This is a genomic window from Candidatus Seongchinamella marina (assembly GCF_026262685.1).
In the GTDB taxonomy this organism is placed as follows: domain Bacteria; phylum Pseudomonadota; class Gammaproteobacteria; order Pseudomonadales; family Halieaceae; genus Halioglobus; species Halioglobus marinus.
Map to the genome: position 1 here is coordinate 141,682 of NZ_SHNP01000003.1, position 17,421 is coordinate 159,102.

Genomic DNA, 17,421 nt, shown 5'->3' on the forward strand with positions numbered 1-17,421 from the left:
CGAACGCTGTGCCTAATTGGTTGTCTTAATTAGGCGATTGTAAACCAAGGAGAAACCCAATCATGTTCAAGCGCATCTTGATGATTATGTTACTGGCACTGGCCCCCCTGGCTGTGCAGGCCCAAGAGGTCTACGAGGCGGGTAAGGACTATGACATTATCAACCCGGCTATTCGTGCCTCTGATATGAGCAAAATCGAAACGGCCGAGTTTTTCTGGTACGGCTGTGGCCACTGCTACACTTTTGAGCCAATGCTTGCTCAATGGAAGAAGACGCTGGCGGATGATGTGAGCTTCCGTGGTGTGCCTGCGATGTGGGGCGGAGCAATGGAACTTCACGCCAAGGCCTTTTATGCCGCCAGGGCTCTTGATGTTGCTGAAAAAATGGATCAGGCAATGTTTCAGGCTTTGAACGTAGATCGCAAACCACTGCGCTCGGATAAAGAAATTGCCCAGCTGTTTGTCGCCAACGGGGTAGCCGAAGAAGATTTTTACAAGGCCTACAATTCTTTCGGTGTCAGTAGCCAGGTGCGCCAGGCAAATTCTATTGCCCGTGCCGCCAAGATCACCGGTACGCCGGCATTAATGGTCAGTGGCAAGTACATGATTTCTCCGCGAAAGGCTGGTAGCACGGCCAATATGCTGAAAATTGCCGATTACCTGATTGAAAAGGAGCGCGCTGCCAAAGGCAGTTAGGGCTCAGGCAAGCATAAAAAAGCCCGGCTGATGACCGGGCTTTTTTGTGCCTGAAGAACGCTAAATTTTGAGCCATTGGGGAACGGGTAAACCTTTGTTCTCCAAAAATACCGGGTTGAATAACTTGCTTTGATAACGTGTGCCGTAGTCGCAAAGAATTGTGACAATGGTATGACCTGGCCCCAATTCTTCGGCCAGCCTCACTGCACCGGCAATATTCAGGCCGGCTGAGCCCCCCAGGCAAAGCCCCTCGTTCTGCAATAGCTCAAAAATGAAGGGCAATGCTTCTGTATCCGGGATACTGAACGCGGTATCGACATTTGCAGCGGCCACATTATCAGTGATGTGGTTAATGCCAATACCTTCAATGATTGAGCTACCTTCGCTGGCTTGCAGTTCACCCGTGTTGAAATAATTGCTTAGCGACGCGCCGCAGGGGTCTGCCAGGCCAATCCTGATCTGGGGGTTTTTGTGTTTCAGGGTTGAAGAAACACCGGCGAGGGTGCCGCCCGTGCCGACGGCACAGATAAATCCATCAACTTTGCCGGCAGTTTGCTCCCAGATTTCTGCACCGGTAGTGCGCGCGTGAATTTCCATATTCGCCGGATTGTCGAATTGTCTTGCCCATACTGCGCCGTGTTTTTCTTTTTCCGCGAGCTTTTGTGCCAGTCGTTCAGCGGTGTGTATGTAGTGCTTGGGGTCTGCATAGGAAGTTGCACCTACCAGGTGCAGGTCTGCGCCCAGCAGTTCCAGTGAGTCAATCTTCTCCCTGCTTTGACTGATAGGCATAACCACCGTGCTGCGATAACCCATGGCATTGGCGAGTAAGGTGAGGCCGATACCGGTATTTCCTGCTGTGCCCTCTACAATGCGTCCGCCCGGGCGCAAATCTCCGGACTGCTCGGCAGCCTGGATGATGCCTAGCGCGGTGCGGTCCTTGACCGAACCCCCAGGGTTGAGAAATTCGGCTTTGCCAAGAATGGTACAACCGGTTCGTTCCGATACCTGCCTGAGGTGAAGCAAGGGAGTGTTGCCGATAAGTTGAGTGACGTCCTGAGCCGTGTGCACGGTGGTCCTCCAGGGAAAATGCTCGCAGAGTATGCCATAGGCGGTGCAGTTGGGTCAGGTTAGCTGACTGCGATACTGCCGATAGGCTTTCAAGCTTAATATCACCGCCGCCAGATTGATGACAAACATCGCGGCAAGCATGGGTTGCGGGCTGTCTTTGAGCATTGCGCCTACGGCTGCGGTGCCGATGGCAGACAACCCCATCTGGATAAAGCCCAACAAGGCAGAGGCTGTTCCAGCGATATGCGGGAACGGAGCTAGCGCAATGGCCATGGCGTGGGGTAGTACCAAACCCATACCGACGGCATAGATTGTCATCGGCAGCATGAGTATCCAAATGTTGTTGGTTAATAGTGTAGCGCCAGTCCACATGATGATTGTAGTGAGCAGGCAAAGTAGGGCGCCCAGCAACATGGTTTGCTGTGAGTCGTAGCGAGACGCCATACGGGCACTGACGCCACTGCCGCCCACGTAGCCGGCCACGGTGGAGAGGAAAATAAAACCAAAGTATTGTACTGGTACGCCAAGCATTTCGATGTAAACAAAGCTGGCAGAGGAAAGGTAGGCCAGCAGGCCGCTATAAACCGCGGCGCTGGCCAGGGTCACCGAGAGATAGGAGGGGTCGACGATCAGCTGCATGTAATTGCGGGCGATGCTCAATGGATGCAGGCTTTGCCTCGCGGGAAGCGATTCCGAAAGATACACCTGCAGCAGGAAAATCATCAGTACGCCGTAACAGGCGAGGAACAGGAAAATGACCGGCCAGGGTAAAACCAGCAAGACTACACCGCCCAGTATTGGTGCGACCGCAGGCCCCACCGCCATCAGCATTGCAATGAGGGACAAGGCCCTCGCTGCTCGCCTCGGTCCAAATATATCCCGGGTTACCGTGCGCGCGAGTGTGGGCCCCACACAGGCACCCACGCCTTGCAAAAATCGAAAAACCAACAATTCTTCAACCGTTGTAGATTGTGCACAGCCAATGCAGGCGGCGACAAAAATCAGTGTGCCGCCAGTAAGCACCGGTTTGCGACCGAAACGATCAGCGAGCGGCCCACAGGCCAGGTGAAAGACAGCAAACCCCGTTAAGTAACTGCTGAGGGTGAGGTGCATGTGGCCTATGTCGGTGCCCAGAGCCCTCATCATCAAGGGCATCGCCGGCAGGTACATATCTACGCTGAGGGGTCCCATTGCGACCAGCGCGGCGAGCAAGCCAAGCAGCCAGGGTGAGTCGGGGTTGAGGTGTCGGTGGGCCATGGGCGGAGGAGGGTAGCCCATGACCAGGGTGAAGTGAAGCGGCCTGGTTACTTCTCGAAGTTCATTACTGTTTTCCACCATAGCCCGGGAGCCAGAGCACGCCAGAAGTACAGTAGTTTGGCTTCACTGGGATAAATAATGTCTTTGTCCTTGGCCACACCTTTCTCAATGGCATTAATAATTTTTTCGGGGTCAGCCAATCTGCCTTTTTCCTTTGATTCGGTAATACTTCCGGGAGCGTCAGTGTTGATTGTCTGATCGACCAGAGGAGTGTTGACCGCTGGCGGACAAACCAGGTGGGCACGCACGCCGGTGCCGCGAATTTCATTCTGCAGGACCTCGATATAGGCGTTTACAGCGGCCTTGGTCGCGCAGTAAGCGCCCATTTTTGGTACCAGTGCAATACCGGCAATTGAGCCAAATGCAATGATGCGGCCGGCTCCGCGGGCCTGCATTGAGGGCAGTACCGCGCGCACCATGTAGGTGGTGCCAAAATAGTTGATGCGAAACAGTTGTTCCATGCCCTCGTGGCTGTGTTCCGCCAGGCTGTATGCAGGCATCAGTGCTGCAGCGTGCACCAGCACGTCAACAGGGCCCAACTGGCCCTCCACTTGCGCTACTTTGGTGTTAACGTCCTCCAGGCTAGAGATGTCGCAGTGGAAAGCCGTAATGTTATCGGATTCTGCTTCGGTGGCATCCAGGCCCTGCTGGTTAACATCAAAAATGGCGACCTTAGCGCCATTAGCCGCCAATCGGCGGGCATAAATTTGACCCATGCCGCTGGCACCACCGGTGACTAAAGCTACTTTGCCGTTTGCATCCATTGAGTTGTATGTCCTGTGTTTTTAAGCAGGAGATCATGGTGCGATTCGTCAGTGGCCCATACAAGCCCCTAAACGGCCACTGGAACTTGTATCTTTTAGCAGGGCTCAGGCCTGGACCCGGGTGGTGTCGTCGATGTGCTCAAGGGGCAGCTCGGTGCGCTGGACCACACGGCGCAGCTCGAAACTGGAGTGCACGCCGGCAACGCCTGGAATGCGAGTGAGTCGGCCCAGGAGAAATTTTTCGTAGTACTCCATGTCCGCCACGACTGCTTTGAGCAGGTAGTCTGAAGACTGGCCGGTGACAACCGAGCACTCCATGACCTCGGGGTAGCTTAATACCTCTGTCTCGAATGCCTCGAAGCGATCGGGCGTATGCCGGTCCATGCTGATGCCGATGTAGGCGGTGAGTTTGAGCCCCAGCATTGATTGATTGAGCAATGTGACGTGAGCATTAATGAGCCCGGACTCCTCCAGCCGTTTGACTCGGCGTGAGCAAGGGGTGGGAGATAGCCCCACCAGCTCTGCCAGTTCCAGGTTGCTGATGCGTGCATTGTCCTGCATTGCATTGAGAATTTTCTTGTCAGTGCGGTCCAGTTTCATTGCCTGTTCACCATGCCTTGGCGGAGTTTATGAGAGGGATAGCAGCAGTATAACTTGGTTTATTAGTGATATATTTTAATAAATACCGAAATAAAGCATATTAATTGCTCTTATTTGCCATAATAGCGGCATATTTGCAATCCCTCGCTCTCTCTCAGGCAATATACTGTACGTCAGGCTGAAAACTCACTCGTGCGAACCGACTGGCCAGAGCTACCTTTTCTGGCAGACTGCGCACCAAACCCCAAAAGGGCTCGCGCCCGCGGGTGAGCAGCCATCCAATGGAAGAAGACCGGTGAAGTCATGAGCAATTTCGATCATAAAAAGTACAAGCCTTTCGCGCCTGTTGGCAAGACCGACCGTCGCTGGCCGGACCAGGTTATCGACAAAGCGCCGCTTTGGTGCAGCGTGGACTTGCGCGATGGCAATCAAGCGCTGATCGAGCCCATGACTGCTCGTCAAAAGTCCCTGTTATGGGACCAGTTGGTAAAAATCGGCTTCAAGGAAATCGAAGTGGGGTTTCCCTCAGCTTCCAGTCATGACTACGACTTTGTCAGAGAGTTAATCGATAACGATCGCATTCCGGAAGATGTGACTATTCAGGTGCTGGTGCAGGCTCGTAAGGAACTTATTGAAAAAACGTTTGAGTCGCTCAAGGGGGCCAAGCGCGCAGTGGTTCACGTGTATAACTCGACTTCCACGGTACAGCGCGAACAAGTGTTTGGCCTGGACAGGCAGGGCATTATTGATATAGCGGTTAATGGTGCCCAGCTAGTGCAGGCATGTGCCCAAAAGTATCCGCAGACCGAGTGGACTTTTGAATACTCACCGGAAAGCTTTACCGGCACCGAGTTGGACTTCGCCGTTGATGTTTGCAATGCAGTAACAGCAGTGTGGAAGCCTACACCAGAAAAACCGGTCATCATCAATCTCCCGGCAACGGTAGAGATGAGCACTCCAAATCTTTACGCCGATCAGATTGAATGGTTCTGCGATAAGGTGGCCAACCGTGAAAGCCTGCTGATCTCCCTGCACACCCATAATGATCGCGGCTGTGCGGTGGCCGCCGCAGAACTGGGAGTCATGGCCGGTGCGGATCGGGTAGAGGGCACTCTGATGGGCAATGGTGAGCGCACCGGGAACATGGACGTGGTCACCATGGCGATGAACCTTTACAGCCAGGGGGTAGATCCAAAATTGAACTTGGCCAATATGGATGAAATTATTCGCACGGTTAAAGAATGTACGCATTTGCCGGTGCATCCTCGCCACCCCTGGGCTGGTGAGCTGGTTTTCACTGCCTTCTCTGGCAGTCACCAGGATGCGATTAAAAAGTGTCTGTCGCGACGCGATGAAGAGCAAGCATGGGAGGTGGCTTATCTGCCAATTGATCCCGCTGATATTGGTCGCTCTTACCAGGAAGTTATTCGCATCAATAGTCAGTCCGGCAAGGGCGGTATCGCCTATGTCCTGGAGCGAGACTATGGCTTTGAGCTGCCTCGCTGGCTGCAGGTTGACTTTAGTTCAGCAGTGCAGGCCTATGCGGAAGAGAAGGAGACTGAGGTTGGCTCCGAGGACATCTTCTCTTTGTTTCAACAGACTTATCTCAACGGAGCAGGTCGCTGGCAGTTGGGCAACTATAAGGTTTCCCGAGAAGATCAGGTTGATAAGTTGCACGCTGAACTGATGCTTGGCGACACACAGGAAACCATCACCGGCACCGGCAACGGTGTCGTGGCATCTTTTGTTGACGCGATGGAAAAATTCACGGGTAAGCAAATTGTGCTGGTTGAGTACAGCGAGCATGCCCTTGGCCAGAGCGCCGATGCTGAAGCGGTTTGTTACATTCAGCTGAACATCGAAGGCGACCGCTTCTGCGGCTGCGGCCGCAGTCACGATATCGTACAAGCTTCACTGGATGGTATTTTGCGCGCGATTAACAAATCAGCGGAGCAGCAACAGAACGCAGCAGCTTGATTCAGTTGGCCGCGCTAATAAGGGTGCCTGGTAAAGTAATCCTTGGCGGCCTCTTTCACTCTGGGCGCTAACCATAGCGTTGCTGTCATTGTCGGTATTGCCATCAAGCCATAAGCGGCTGAAATCAGATTAAAGACAATGTCCAGGCTGACCAGCGAGCCGAAGATCACGGTTGCAACAAAAAACCAGCGATAATGGTGTTGCACTTCGGCACCAAATAAAAAGCCGAAACACTTGGCTCCGTAGTACCACATAGTAAACATGGTGGTGCTGCTGAGTATCAGAGTGACGAGAAAAAGCAGCGCCACCCCGACATTTCCCATCTCTTGAGCAAAGGCGTTCGATGTGAGGGTAATGCCGCTGAGCTCTCCTGGGTTTTGCCAGTTGCCGGCGATCAGAATGACTAGCGCGGTGCAGGTGCAAACAATCAATGTGTCTGCCACTGGACCCAACATGGCAACCAGGCCCTCGCGAATCGGTTCATTGGTTCGCGCTGCGCCGTGGGCCATCACTTCAGTCCCGACGCCCGCCTCATTGGAAAATGCTGCCCGGCTTATGCCAATCAACATGACACCCAGCAAGCCGCCACCGGCCGCCTCGGCACTGAACGCGCTGTTAACAATGTTTGCCAGCAGCGCCGGAATCTCGTCCAAATGAGACGCCAACAAGTAAAACGTCATGGCCATGTAGAGAAGTACCATTAGCGGTAACACGGTCACCGCCACTTTCGCGACGCGCTGCAGTCCGCCAAAAACAACCGTACCCACGACCAGGGCGAGCACCAGCCCAATGGCACCGTTTACCAGCAGTGGTTCTTGAGTGGAGAACAGGTTTTCCCGGATGAGGGCGGTCAATTGATTGGCCTGGTACATCGGTAGCGTGCCGATCAAGCCCGCCAGGGAAAATAATACAGCGAGCGGGTACAGTGAACGGGGCAATGCCTCACGAATAATGTACATGGGGCCACCTTGCAGGCGACCCAGGCTGTCTTCACCCCGGTACATGACGCCAAGGCTGCAGGTAAAGAATTTGGTTGCGATGCCCACCAGTGCAGAGACCCACATCCAGAAAACAGCGCCCGGGCCGCCAGCCACTACCGCCAGTGCTACTCCTGAGATATTACCCAGGCCCATAGTGCCGGAGAGCGCCGCTGCCAGTGCCTGGCCATGGCTTAATTCTCCGGGCTGATCCGGAGTATTGTGACGACCCAGCGCCAGCCCCAGTGCATGCCCAAAGTGTCGGTAGGGCAAAAATCCGGAGTACAGCGCGAAAAACAGGCCACCCAGTAACAGCAGCATTACCAGCGGTGTGCCCCAGACGGCATTGGCAAAGTCGATCGATAGTTGTTCCAGAGCTTGCATTATTTGTTCTCAATGATTTGGCTCATACCGTAACATGGCGGTAGCTCGCGTTGGCAGCTAAACTGCCGCTCTGACTGCAGCAAGACAGGTGTGTCTTGTTGATATGGGCTTATCCAGTTTACGCCCTGCCGCGCCTAATTTTTGAAGGAAATTACAGATGACTGAAAGGGTGTTGCCAGTGCTGGAAGACTTGCAAGAGGCCTGGTGTAGAATTTCTCCTCATCTCCATCGAACGCCGGTGATGTCCAGTCATTTGCTAGACCAGCTTACGGGCGCGAATGTGTTCTTTAAATGTGAGCACTTGCAGAAAGCAGGCGCATTTAAGGCGAGGGGGGCTATCAATGCGGTGCTTAGCCTTGATGACGATGCGGCAGCGGCGGGGGTTGCAACGCACTCGTCGGGCAATCACGGCGCGGCTTTGGCGATGGCGGCTTCGGCCCGCAATATTCCCGCGCATATTGTGATGCCCTCCAATGCGCCAAGGGTCAAAAAAGAGGCCGTGGCCGCATACGGAGGCCTGATCATCGAATGTGAGCCTACGCTAGCAGCCAGAGAGTCGACCGTTGCCACAGTCATTGAACAAACCGGTGCCCACGAAGTTCATCCCTACAATGATTCGCGCATTATCGCAGGGCAGGGTACCGCTATGTTGGAATTACTGGAGCAGGTAGAGGACCTTGATGTGGTGGTTGTTCCAGTGGGAGGTGGGGGATTACTGGCAGGCACTGCGATTGCCGTGAAAGAGAGCAATTCCAACATCGAAGTAGTAGCAGTGGAACCGGAGGGCGCAGACGATGCCTTTCGTTCTTTTGGCCTGGGTGAATTACAACCGCAAAATAATCCGCAAACGATTGCCGATGGTTTGCGAGCTGGCCTGGGTGAACTCAACTTCGACATTATCCGCAAGCATGTAGACACAATTCTCACAGTCCCGGACACTGTAATCGTCCAAGCGATGCAGTTACAGTGGACCCGGATGAAACAGCTGGTGGAGCCATCAGGCGCGGTAAGTTTTGCCGGTCTGCTAGAGCACCCGGAGCGGTTTCGGCAGCGCCGCGTTGGTGTTGTTGTGAGCGGCGGCAATGTAGATCTGGATAATTTACCCTGGTAATTCAGGAGGGCTTTTGACACAAATGATTCGCAACGCTCTGCTGTTTGTTCTCTTGCTGGCCCTTGTCGGTTGCAGTAGCACCACCTTTGTTTATAACCGGCTGGACTTTATTATTCCCTGGTACATGGGCAAATACGTAGGCCTGGATCGTGATCAGAAAACCTTCCTGGATGACCAATTACAGCCGTTTCTCAACTGGCACCGCACGGAAGAGCTTCCGGCCTATCTGCTATTACTGGATGGCATGGAGCAAACGCTCGATGCAGAGGTAAGCCAGGCTCAGGTGGCAGAAATCGCCACTCAGTTTGAGGATGCCTGGGACCGTATTGAATGGCGTGCCCTTGAGTGGATGCTGGCGCTGGGGGAGGAGTTGTCTCGAGAGCAGTTGGAAGAATTTACTGAAAACTTGCGTGAAAAGCAGGTGGAGTACGAAGAAGAGTATTTACCCCGTACTGACGAAGAATACCGGCAAGAAGCTTATGAAAATCTGGAGGATTCGGTACAGGACTTCATGGGTCGACTAGACAGTGAGCAGCGCGGTTACCTGGATCAGGCAGCACAAGACATGCGTCGCGCCGATACCATCTGGTTGCGGGAGAGAGCCGAATGGCTTGAGCGCCGGGAAGTGCTACTGCAGCGTGAAGAAGGCTGGCAACAGGGCATTCGTGACGCCCTTGCTACCCGCGAGCAAACGACCTCCGCCGAATACCTGGAAATTTTTGAGCACAACAGCCAGGTGATTTTCAGAGCACTGGCGCAAGTCGCGAACGTTCGCAGCGATAAGCAGGACAGACGACTACGGAAAAAACTGGCTGATTTTCGCGAGGATATCGAGTCACTGATAGCGCGGCGATAAATCATCCAGGGATGATTTAAACCGCTGGCAGAATGTTGTTTATTCATCACTCAACTGAGTTGAGTTGCTTAATCCAGTAGTGACAAATCGCGCACGGCGCCCTTATCCGCACTTGTCGTCATTTTGGCATAAACCTTGAGCGCAGCGCTGACCTTGCGGGGCCTTGGTTCCATTGGTTGCCAGGCTTTGTCGCCCCTGGCCTCCATGGCTTCACGCCGGGCTGCAAGCTCTTCCTCGGATAACATGACGTTAACGCTGCGTGCGGGAATATTAATCTCAATAAGGTCGCCATTTTCTACCAGGGCGATAGCGCCGCCAGCAGCTGCTTCGGGAGAGGCATGGCCGATTGACAGTCCAGAGGTACCACCGGAGAAGCGGCCGTCAGTCAGTAGGGCACAGGCGCTGCCCAACCCTTTGGACTTGATGTAGCTGGTAGGGTACAGCATCTCTTGCATGCCCGGGCCTCCGCGGGGACCCTCATAGCGGACGATCACCACGTCACCGGCTTTTACCTTATCTTCGAGGATATCGGCAACCGCTCCCTCCTGGCTCTCGCAGACATGTGCGGGCCCGGAGAAAACCAGAATCGATTCGTCGACGCCTGAGGTTTTTACGACGCAGCCATTCTCGGCGATATTGCCGGTTAGGACTGCCAACCCTCCTTCCAGCGAGAACGCATTTTCCAGAGAGCGAATACAACCATCGCTGCGGTCGTCGTCCAGCGACGGCCAACGCGAGTCCTGGCTGAAGGCAGTTTGGGTTGGAATACCGCCTGGCCCGGCGCTGAAAAATTTGTGAACCTCGGCATTGTCTGTACGCACAATATCCCAATTGTCCAGGGCGTCCCCCATAGTGGGACTGTGAATGGTCGAGCAGTTGGTATGCAGCAGGCCGGCGCGATCCAGCTCGCCCAGAATACCCATAATGCCACCTGCGCGGTGCACATCTTCCATATGATATTTGGGCGTATTGGGAGCCACCTTGCAAAGCTGTGGAATCTTGCGCGACAGCCTGTCTATATCGGCCATGGTGAAATCAAGCTCCGCTTCCTGGGCTGCTGCCAACAGATGCAGGATTGTGTTGGTGGAGCCGCCCATAGCAATGTCCAGGCTCATGGCGTTCTCGAATGCCTCGAAATTGCCAATGTTTCGCGGTAGAACTGACTCATCATCCTGTTCGTAGTAGCGTTTGCAAAGTTCGACAACCAGGCGGCCGGCGCGCAGGAATAGCTGCTCTCGGTCCGCATGGGTGGCAAGCGTGGAGCCATTGCCTGGCAGGGACAAGCCCAATGCCTCGGTGAGGCAGTTCATCGAGTTGGCGGTGAACATGCCAGAGCAAGAGCCACAAGTCGGACAGGCAGAACGCTCGTATTCGGCAACCATTTCGTCACTGGCTGAATCGTCTACGGCAATGACCATGGCATCTACCAGGTCGAGTTTGTGCTCGGACAGTTTGGTTTTGCCGGCCTCCATAGGCCCGCCAGATACAAAGACTGCGGGCACGTTCAGGCGCATGGCAGCATTGAGCATTCCCGGAGTGATCTTGTCACAGTTGGATATGCATACGATGGCGTCGGCGCAGTGGGCGTTGACCATGTATTCAACCGAATCGGAAATAATATCGCGGGAGGGAAGGCTATAGAGCATGCCGTCATGGCCCATGGCGATTCCATCGTCTACGGCGATGGTGTTGAATTCTTTGGCTACGCCACCAGCGGCCTCGATTTCCCGGGCCACCAGTTGCCCCAGGTCTTTAAGGTGCACATGCCCCGGTACGAACTGGGTGAACGAATTCACTACAGCGATAATAGGCTTGCCGAAGTCGCCATCTTTCATACCGGTGGCACGCCAGAGGGCGCGGGCGCCAGCCATATTGCGGCCGCCAGTGGAGGTTTTGGAGCGATAGTCGGGCATGATCATGTACCGTTTGAATTTGCGGCTTCTGTAGGAGTCGCAGTTGAGTCGTAATTTAAGCCGCGAAGGATAGCAAAAAACCGCGGAAGTTTCTTCGTGTGAGGGTTGCAGCGAGCGCCACGAGCCAGGCGACGTGCGTGATCAAAAATGAGGATGCCGAGGACGCTTGAGGGCCCGACGCAAGGTCAGGACAGAGTCTTGAAGAACACCTTGGAATTGCGCTGCAGATTATAGAGCGACTGTTTGTGTCCCGGGAGCTGGTCGCGTGAGCTTTCCACAAAACCTTGTTCGCGGAACCAATGGGCGGTCTGTGTGCTCAGCACAAAAACACTCTTGAGGCCCATATTAATGGCCTCCTGCTCAAGCTCGGCCAGCAAACGCTGGGCACGCTTGCCACCCCGATAGTCTGGGTGAGACACAATGCAGGCCAACTCACCGCAGTGGTCTTCGGGGAAGGGGTACAGGGCGGCACAGGCGATGATTCGGCCGTCCCGCTCCAGTAACCTGAAAAGGTCAATCTCGGTTTCAAGCAACTCCCTGGAACGCTTGAGAAGAATGCCTTCCTGCTCCAGAGGCTCGATCAGCTCGAGAATTCCGCCGACGTCGTCGATTCCTGCCTGCCGCGATTTTTCATAGTCCCGGTTGGCGACCAGGGTGCCGCTACCATCGTGAGTAAATAGTTCTTCAAGTAGCGCGCAATCATCCTGGTAACTGATAATTTGGCAGCGGGGTACACCTTCCAGGCACGCCTGCCTGGCAGTGTGCAAAAGCGCACCTTGCTCTGCATTTGCCAAAGGAAGTTGTTCAATGTCTCCCAGCGAGAGCTGACGGATAAGATCACCTTCGGTATTGGTGATTCCCGCTTCACTGCTAAACAGGATCAGTTTGTCTGCGCAGATCGCAGCAGCGCAGTTCACAGCGATGTCTTCTAACGCCAGGTTGAAAATCTCTCCGGTAGGGGAATAGCCCAGCGGTGAAAGCAGGACAATGGAGTCATCGCGTAATTGACGATGAATACCCTCTGTGTCGATGCGCCTGACTTTGCCAGTATGCTGAAAATCTACGCCATCGACCACGCCGGTTGGCCTCGCGGTGACAAAGTTTCCAGAGCAGACCCGCATGTGTGAGCCCTGCATTGGTGAGTTCGGTAACCCCATGGAGAGCAATGCTTCGATTTGGGAGCGCAAGGATCCGGCGGCATCTTTTACATGTTCCAGGGCATCGGTATCGGTAATCCTGACGTCCTGATAAAAGTTGCTCTGAATACCCGCAGTCTCCAGGCGCGAAGCAATTTGTGGCCGGGAACCGTGAATCAATACCAGTCGCACGCCCAGGCTCTTCAGCAGAGCGATATCGTGGATGACATTGGCGAAGTTTTCGTGTTGCGCGACTTCACCCCCCAACATCAGCACGAAGGTCTTACCCCGGTGCAGGTTGATGTAGGGTGCGGTATTTCTGAACCAGCGGATGTGGGCCCTGCCTGGCGTAGTCACCTCGTCTCCCAAGTCATTGATTATTAGCGAATTATCAAGAGTACAGAAAGCACAGCCATTCACCTAATGGAAATTTTTCACAATTGATGGAGGGGAGTGGGCCGCGTTAGCGGGCTGATAATAGTGTTTGGCCCTGATAGGGGTAGCCGGAATTAGTGCACGTGGCCGTGGGCGATTTCTTCTTCACTGGCCTCTCGCACGTCAACCACCTGCACATCGAAGTTTAGTTCGACACCTGCCAGGGGGTGATTGCCATCGATCGTAATGCCGTCATCGCTGACTCCCTTGACCACGACTCGGCGGGCCTGGCCGTCTGAACCCTCGGCCTCGAAGGCCATGCCGGCTTCTATTCTTTCAATACCTTCGAAGGCTTCACGGGGCACAGTTTCAACCAGCTCCGGTTGAAATTCTCCGTATCCATCTTCTGGTGAAACTGTTGCCTTCAAGCTGGCACCGGCAGTTTTACCTAATAGCTCTCGTTCCAATCCGGGAATCAGGTTGCCAGCGCCATGCAGGTAGGCCAGAGGATCAGCGCCTTCGGAGCTGTCGATGACTTCGCCGGATTCGTCGGTCAGAGTGTAGTGAATGGTTACAACGAGCTTGTCGCCAATAAGCAGTGACATGGTTGGAACTCCTGTTTTGCCGTGGATGGTGACGTTCTGGGCCACCACTCTAAATGTTTAAAATGCCACTGATTAGGCGGCCTCAGGCTGATGGGGCGGTTACTTATGAAAAACAGGAAGAGGAACTTTATTGCTGAACGTAAATGCAGGTCATAAAGAGTAGCCATCAGGCCGGGGCAGTATATCCGCCGCTTTGTGGGAGTCAATGCAAGTGCTTACAAGCAGTAATGCCGTATGCAGCTTTCGAGCAGCCTTATGCAGGGCTCGATTTGGTCCAGCGGCATAAATTCGTCGGGTTGGTGTGCCTGATCTATGGAGCCCGGGCCCATGACGATGGTGTCCATACCCAGCTGTTGCAAGAATGGCGCCTCGGTGGCAAAGGCCACTGCCGTGGCACTGTGGCCGGTTAGTTGCTCGGCTAACTTGACCAGTTCGCTATCTGCAGCTTGCTCGAACGGAGAAACATCCTGTATCAGGGATCGTAATTCGATATCCAGGCCCCGGGTCTGTCCGATGGCGGAGAGTCGTGCACGAATGTCTTCGCGTACCTGAGTGTTGTCCCCTCCCGGGGTCATGCGCAGGTCAAAATGCAGCTCGCTTTGGCCACAGATTCGATTGGGGCTATCGCCACCATGAATGCAACCCAGGTTAAGGGTGGGATAAGCCACCTCAAACAGTGGGTTGCTGTAGCGCTCCACCATTTCTTCTCGAAAAGCGACCAGATCGCCCATAACTGAATGCATGCCGTCCAGGGCGCTGTTACCCAGAGAGGGGTTAGACGAGTGACCAGCCTGCCCGGTGATATGCACCGCCTCCATCATGATGCCCTTGTGCATACGCACTGGCATCAAGGAGGTTGGCTCGCCAATAATTGCCGCTCTTGCCTTCGGTTGGCCTGCGGCAGCCAGTGCCCGGGCGCCATTCATGGAGCTCTCTTCATCGGCGGTGGCTAGAATAATCAGGGGCTGCTGCAGCGGCGTATCACCAAAGCTTGCAGCCGCGGCCATTGCCAGAGGGAAAAAGCCCTTCATGTCTGTGCTGCCCAGCCCATAAAGCCGGTTGTTGCGCTCGCTGAGTCCCAGCGGGTCACTGTTCCAGCGACCTTCGTCGTAGGGCACAGTGTCCGTGTGCCCTGCAAGCACAAGCCCCCCGGGGCCAGTGCCCCGGCTGGCGATCAGGTTGGCTTTACTGCCGTCGCTGTTAATAGCCTGAATATCTGTGGCGAAGCCCATGTCAGTTAGCCAGCTCGCCAATAAATCAATGACCGCGCGGTTGCCCTGGTCCCAGCCCGGATCAGTAGAGCTGACCGAGGGTGTACTGATCAGTTGGCCAAGCTGGTCGATAATGCGCTTTTCAGTATTGGACATGCAGTAGCAGCCGCTCTGGTGTTAAAACGAAAGTTGCAGCATCGTCTGTCGAGAGCCGCGTCGTAATGGCCCGTGCACAGGGCCGCAGCCTTGAGTGTAGACCTTGGCGGGAGACACCGCGACCAAGGTGGTGATCGCGGGTAAGTTCTGTCGCTGTTATATCAGGGATTAAAGATGCCCTTGAATAAGAAAAAGAACAGGATAGCCAGACCGGCGCCAGCGGGTAGCGTGATAACCCAGGACATGAAAATATTGCCGATGACCCTGAGGTTCAGGGCAGCGATGCCACGGGCGAAGCCCACGCCAAGTACTGCGCCAACCAGAGTATGGGTCGTTGAAATAGGCAGTCCGGTAGCGGATGCCGTCACCACTGTGGCAGCGGCGCCCAACTCTGCGGCAAAACCGCGACTGGGGGTGAGTTCGGTGATTTTACGCCCCACTGTGGTGATAACTTTCCAGCCGTAGGTAGCGAGGCCGATGACGATACCCAGGCCACCAATAAGCAGAATCCACCAGGGCATGACCGACTTAGCCGCGATCTCTCCACCAGACTGCACCGTGCTAACGATTGCCGCCAGCGGGCCAACTGCGTTGGCCACGTCATTGGAGCCGTGGGCGAATGCCATAGAGCAGGCGGTAAATACCATGAGAATGGCAAATACTCTTTCTACGCTGGCAAAGCGGTTGTCGGGGTCTTGGTCATCCTTAATGTTGCGCAATAGCATGGCACCAAAAAAAGCGACTAACAGACCTACCAAAACGGAAACGGGTATCGCGTTTGCGAACTTGCTACCCAGGCCCAGGTCGAGATCCAGTCCAACATGCTTGAGCCCCTTGAGCATGGTCACCATAGAGATCATGAAGCCCACCATCCACATGTAAATAGGGATGTACTTCTTGGCCCTGCTGAAGGGGTCATCAGTATCGAGAATAAACTTCTTCACGCTCATGAACAGCCCGAAGGATATGGTGCCAGCGAGCACCGGTGAAACTACCCATGAGGCAACAATACCCCCGACCTTGCCCCAGTTGACCGCGTCCACTGCAATCCCCACCGAAGCAAAGCCAACGATGGCACCAACGATTGAGTGAGTGGTTGAAACAGGCCAGCCCTTCATACTCGCAATGAGTAGCCAGGTCCCTGCTGCCAGCAGTGCGGACATCATGCCGTAAACCATCAGTTGCGGCTGATCTTCCATCACTTGCGGGTCAATGATGCCCTTGCGGATGGTAGAGGTCACTTCCCCACCGGCAAGATAGGCGCCGAGGAACTCGAAGATCATGGCAATAAGTATTGCCTGTTTTATGGTCAGGGCACGGGAGCCGACCGAGGTGCCCATGGCGTTGGCCACGTCATTGGCACCAATCCCCCAGGCCATAAAGAATCCGAACAGGCAGGCCATGATCAGGAATACGTTGCCGTATTGAGCAATAATTTCCATTATTCAGCCCTTCGTTATTTTGCTAGCAGTATTTGCAGATGGTCGCCGACTTTTTCGGCACAATCCGCCAGGGAGCCCAGTAGTGCCGTGGCACGGTAGTAAAACATCACGTCAACCGGGTGGAGTTCGTCCTCCAGCTTGAACAGCTTGCGGCGCAGGTTGAATTGTTGCTTGTCAGTGCGTCGCTCCAGCTTGTCCAACTCATTGAGCATGGCTTCCACTCGCTTGACCTCACGGCCGCTAAAGCCAACTTCCAGCAACTCATCCAGCTCTTGAATGGCAGCTAGCGCTTGTCCGCAACAAGCCACGCTGGTTTGGGTCAGTTCGTGAACTGCAGGGGCCAATTTTTCTGGAAAGCGCATGTCTCGCCCCATCAGGATGCTGGCGAAATCTTGAGCGGTATTGGCAACCTGGTCCTGAATGCCGACTAATACCAGCAGATCAGAACGCGGCACTGGCAGAAACAGGCTTTTGGGTAAATGCCTGCGGACATCGCGTTTCATTTTGTCTGCATTTTTCTCAGACTCGATAATGGCCTTGTAAATTTCCTTGGCCCGATTCCAGTCTTCATCTGCCGATGCTTGGACCAGCTCTGGGAGATGCTCCGCAGCCTCGAAGGCTACCTGCATATGTTCCTGTATGGGGCCTATAGGCGATCGCCCAAACAAGCTGCCCAAAGTGTTTCTACCAGCCATGGAGTTTCTCCGTTTCATGATACTTCGTTTCGGCGAAGTATAGGTACAAAGCGCGCGGCCGTCACGAAATCTTCGCATGGGCCTCATCCGGCTTAATGTCCTATATCAAGGGGTGGCACGCGAGACCCTGTGCTAGCAT

Annotated in this window: 15 protein-coding genes; 4 read left to right on the forward strand and 11 right to left on the reverse strand. The window is 54.5% G+C overall.

Translation table 11 applies throughout. The features are described 5' to 3' along the window. Positions 1-62: 62 nt before the first annotated feature. Complete coding sequence (locus EYC87_RS09040) at positions 63-695, forward strand: thiol:disulfide interchange protein DsbA/DsbL (protein ID WP_279252586.1); 633 nt, start codon at positions 63-65, stop codon at positions 693-695. Between the two features lie 60 nt (positions 696-755). Here EYC87_RS09040 and EYC87_RS09045 read toward each other — a convergent pair whose 3' ends face one another. The 4 genes from EYC87_RS09045 to EYC87_RS09060 form a co-directional block, all read right to left on the reverse strand. Next, positions 756-1,763, reverse strand: a complete 1,008-nt coding sequence (locus tag EYC87_RS09045; RefSeq protein ID WP_279252587.1) for a cysteine synthase A — start codon at positions 1,761-1,763, stop codon at positions 756-758. A gap of 54 nt (positions 1,764-1,817) precedes the next feature. Then, positions 1,818-3,101 carry a multidrug effflux MFS transporter gene (locus EYC87_RS09050; protein ID WP_157045215.1) on the reverse strand — a complete coding sequence of 428 codons (1,284 nt, stop codon included), beginning with the start codon at positions 3,099-3,101 and terminating at the stop codon, positions 1,818-1,820. Then, complete coding sequence (locus EYC87_RS09055; RefSeq protein WP_279252588.1) at positions 3,068-3,844, reverse strand: SDR family NAD(P)-dependent oxidoreductase; 777 nt, start codon at positions 3,842-3,844, stop codon at positions 3,068-3,070. Before EYC87_RS09055 ends, EYC87_RS09050 begins: the two co-directional genes overlap by 34 nt. A 105-nt stretch (positions 3,845-3,949) precedes the next feature. Continuing rightward, positions 3,950-4,444, reverse strand: a complete 495-nt coding sequence (locus EYC87_RS09060) for an Lrp/AsnC family transcriptional regulator (RefSeq protein ID WP_279252589.1) — start codon at positions 4,442-4,444, stop codon at positions 3,950-3,952. Positions 4,445-4,747: 303 nt separating this feature from the next. Between EYC87_RS09060 and leuA the strand changes: the two genes are divergently transcribed. Continuing rightward, positions 4,748-6,421, forward strand: a complete 1,674-nt coding sequence (leuA, locus tag EYC87_RS09065) for a 2-isopropylmalate synthase (protein ID WP_007230603.1) — start codon at positions 4,748-4,750, stop codon at positions 6,419-6,421. A 14-nt stretch (positions 6,422-6,435) separates the two neighbouring features. Here the strand turns inward: leuA and EYC87_RS09070 are convergent, their stop codons facing one another. Further along, positions 6,436-7,782 (reverse strand): alanine/glycine:cation symporter family protein, encoded by a 1,347-nt coding sequence (locus EYC87_RS09070; protein ID WP_279252590.1) that lies wholly within the window; start codon positions 7,780-7,782, stop codon positions 6,436-6,438. A gap of 157 nt (positions 7,783-7,939) precedes the next feature. Between EYC87_RS09070 and EYC87_RS09075 the strand changes: the two genes are divergently transcribed. Together EYC87_RS09075 and EYC87_RS09080 are read left to right on the forward strand one after the other, a co-directional pair. After that, positions 7,940-8,893, forward strand: coding sequence for a pyridoxal-phosphate dependent enzyme (locus EYC87_RS09075; RefSeq protein WP_279252591.1), 954 nt, complete (start codon positions 7,940-7,942; stop codon positions 8,891-8,893). Positions 8,894-8,915: 22 nt separating this feature from the next. Continuing rightward, a complete protein-coding gene (locus tag EYC87_RS09080) occupies positions 8,916-9,749 on the forward strand; it encodes a DUF6279 family lipoprotein (RefSeq protein WP_279252984.1) in 834 nt (277 codons plus the stop codon). Positions 9,750-9,817: 68 nt separating this feature from the next. On the opposite strand, the gene ilvD is transcribed toward EYC87_RS09080, so the two are convergent. From ilvD to EYC87_RS09110, 6 genes are all read right to left on the reverse strand, one after another. Continuing rightward, the gene (gene ilvD / locus EYC87_RS09085; protein WP_040542598.1) at positions 9,818-11,662 is read right to left on the reverse strand and encodes a dihydroxy-acid dehydratase; all 1,845 of its coding nucleotides are present in this window, start codon (positions 11,660-11,662) and stop codon (positions 9,818-9,820) included. Positions 11,663-11,847: 185 nt separating this feature from the next. Next, positions 11,848-13,155: an amino-acid N-acetyltransferase gene (gene argA, locus EYC87_RS09090; RefSeq protein ID WP_279252592.1), complete on the reverse strand. Its 1,308-nt coding sequence runs from the start codon at positions 13,153-13,155 to the stop codon at positions 11,848-11,850. A 152-nt stretch (positions 13,156-13,307) separates the two neighbouring features. Next, a complete protein-coding gene (locus tag EYC87_RS09095) occupies positions 13,308-13,772 on the reverse strand; it encodes an FKBP-type peptidyl-prolyl cis-trans isomerase (RefSeq protein WP_423243974.1) in 465 nt (154 codons plus the stop codon). Positions 13,773-13,993: 221 nt separating this feature from the next. Then, positions 13,994-15,145, reverse strand: a complete 1,152-nt coding sequence (argE, locus tag EYC87_RS09100; protein ID WP_279252594.1) for an acetylornithine deacetylase — start codon at positions 15,143-15,145, stop codon at positions 13,994-13,996. Between the two features lie 161 nt (positions 15,146-15,306). Further along, on the reverse strand, positions 15,307-16,587 hold the full coding sequence (locus EYC87_RS09105) for an inorganic phosphate transporter (RefSeq protein ID WP_279252595.1): 1,281 nt from the start codon (positions 16,585-16,587) through the stop codon (positions 15,307-15,309). A gap of 14 nt (positions 16,588-16,601) precedes the next feature. Continuing rightward, complete coding sequence (locus EYC87_RS09110; RefSeq protein WP_279252596.1) at positions 16,602-17,282, reverse strand: TIGR00153 family protein; 681 nt, start codon at positions 17,280-17,282, stop codon at positions 16,602-16,604. Between the last annotated feature and the right edge of the window lie 139 nt (positions 17,283-17,421).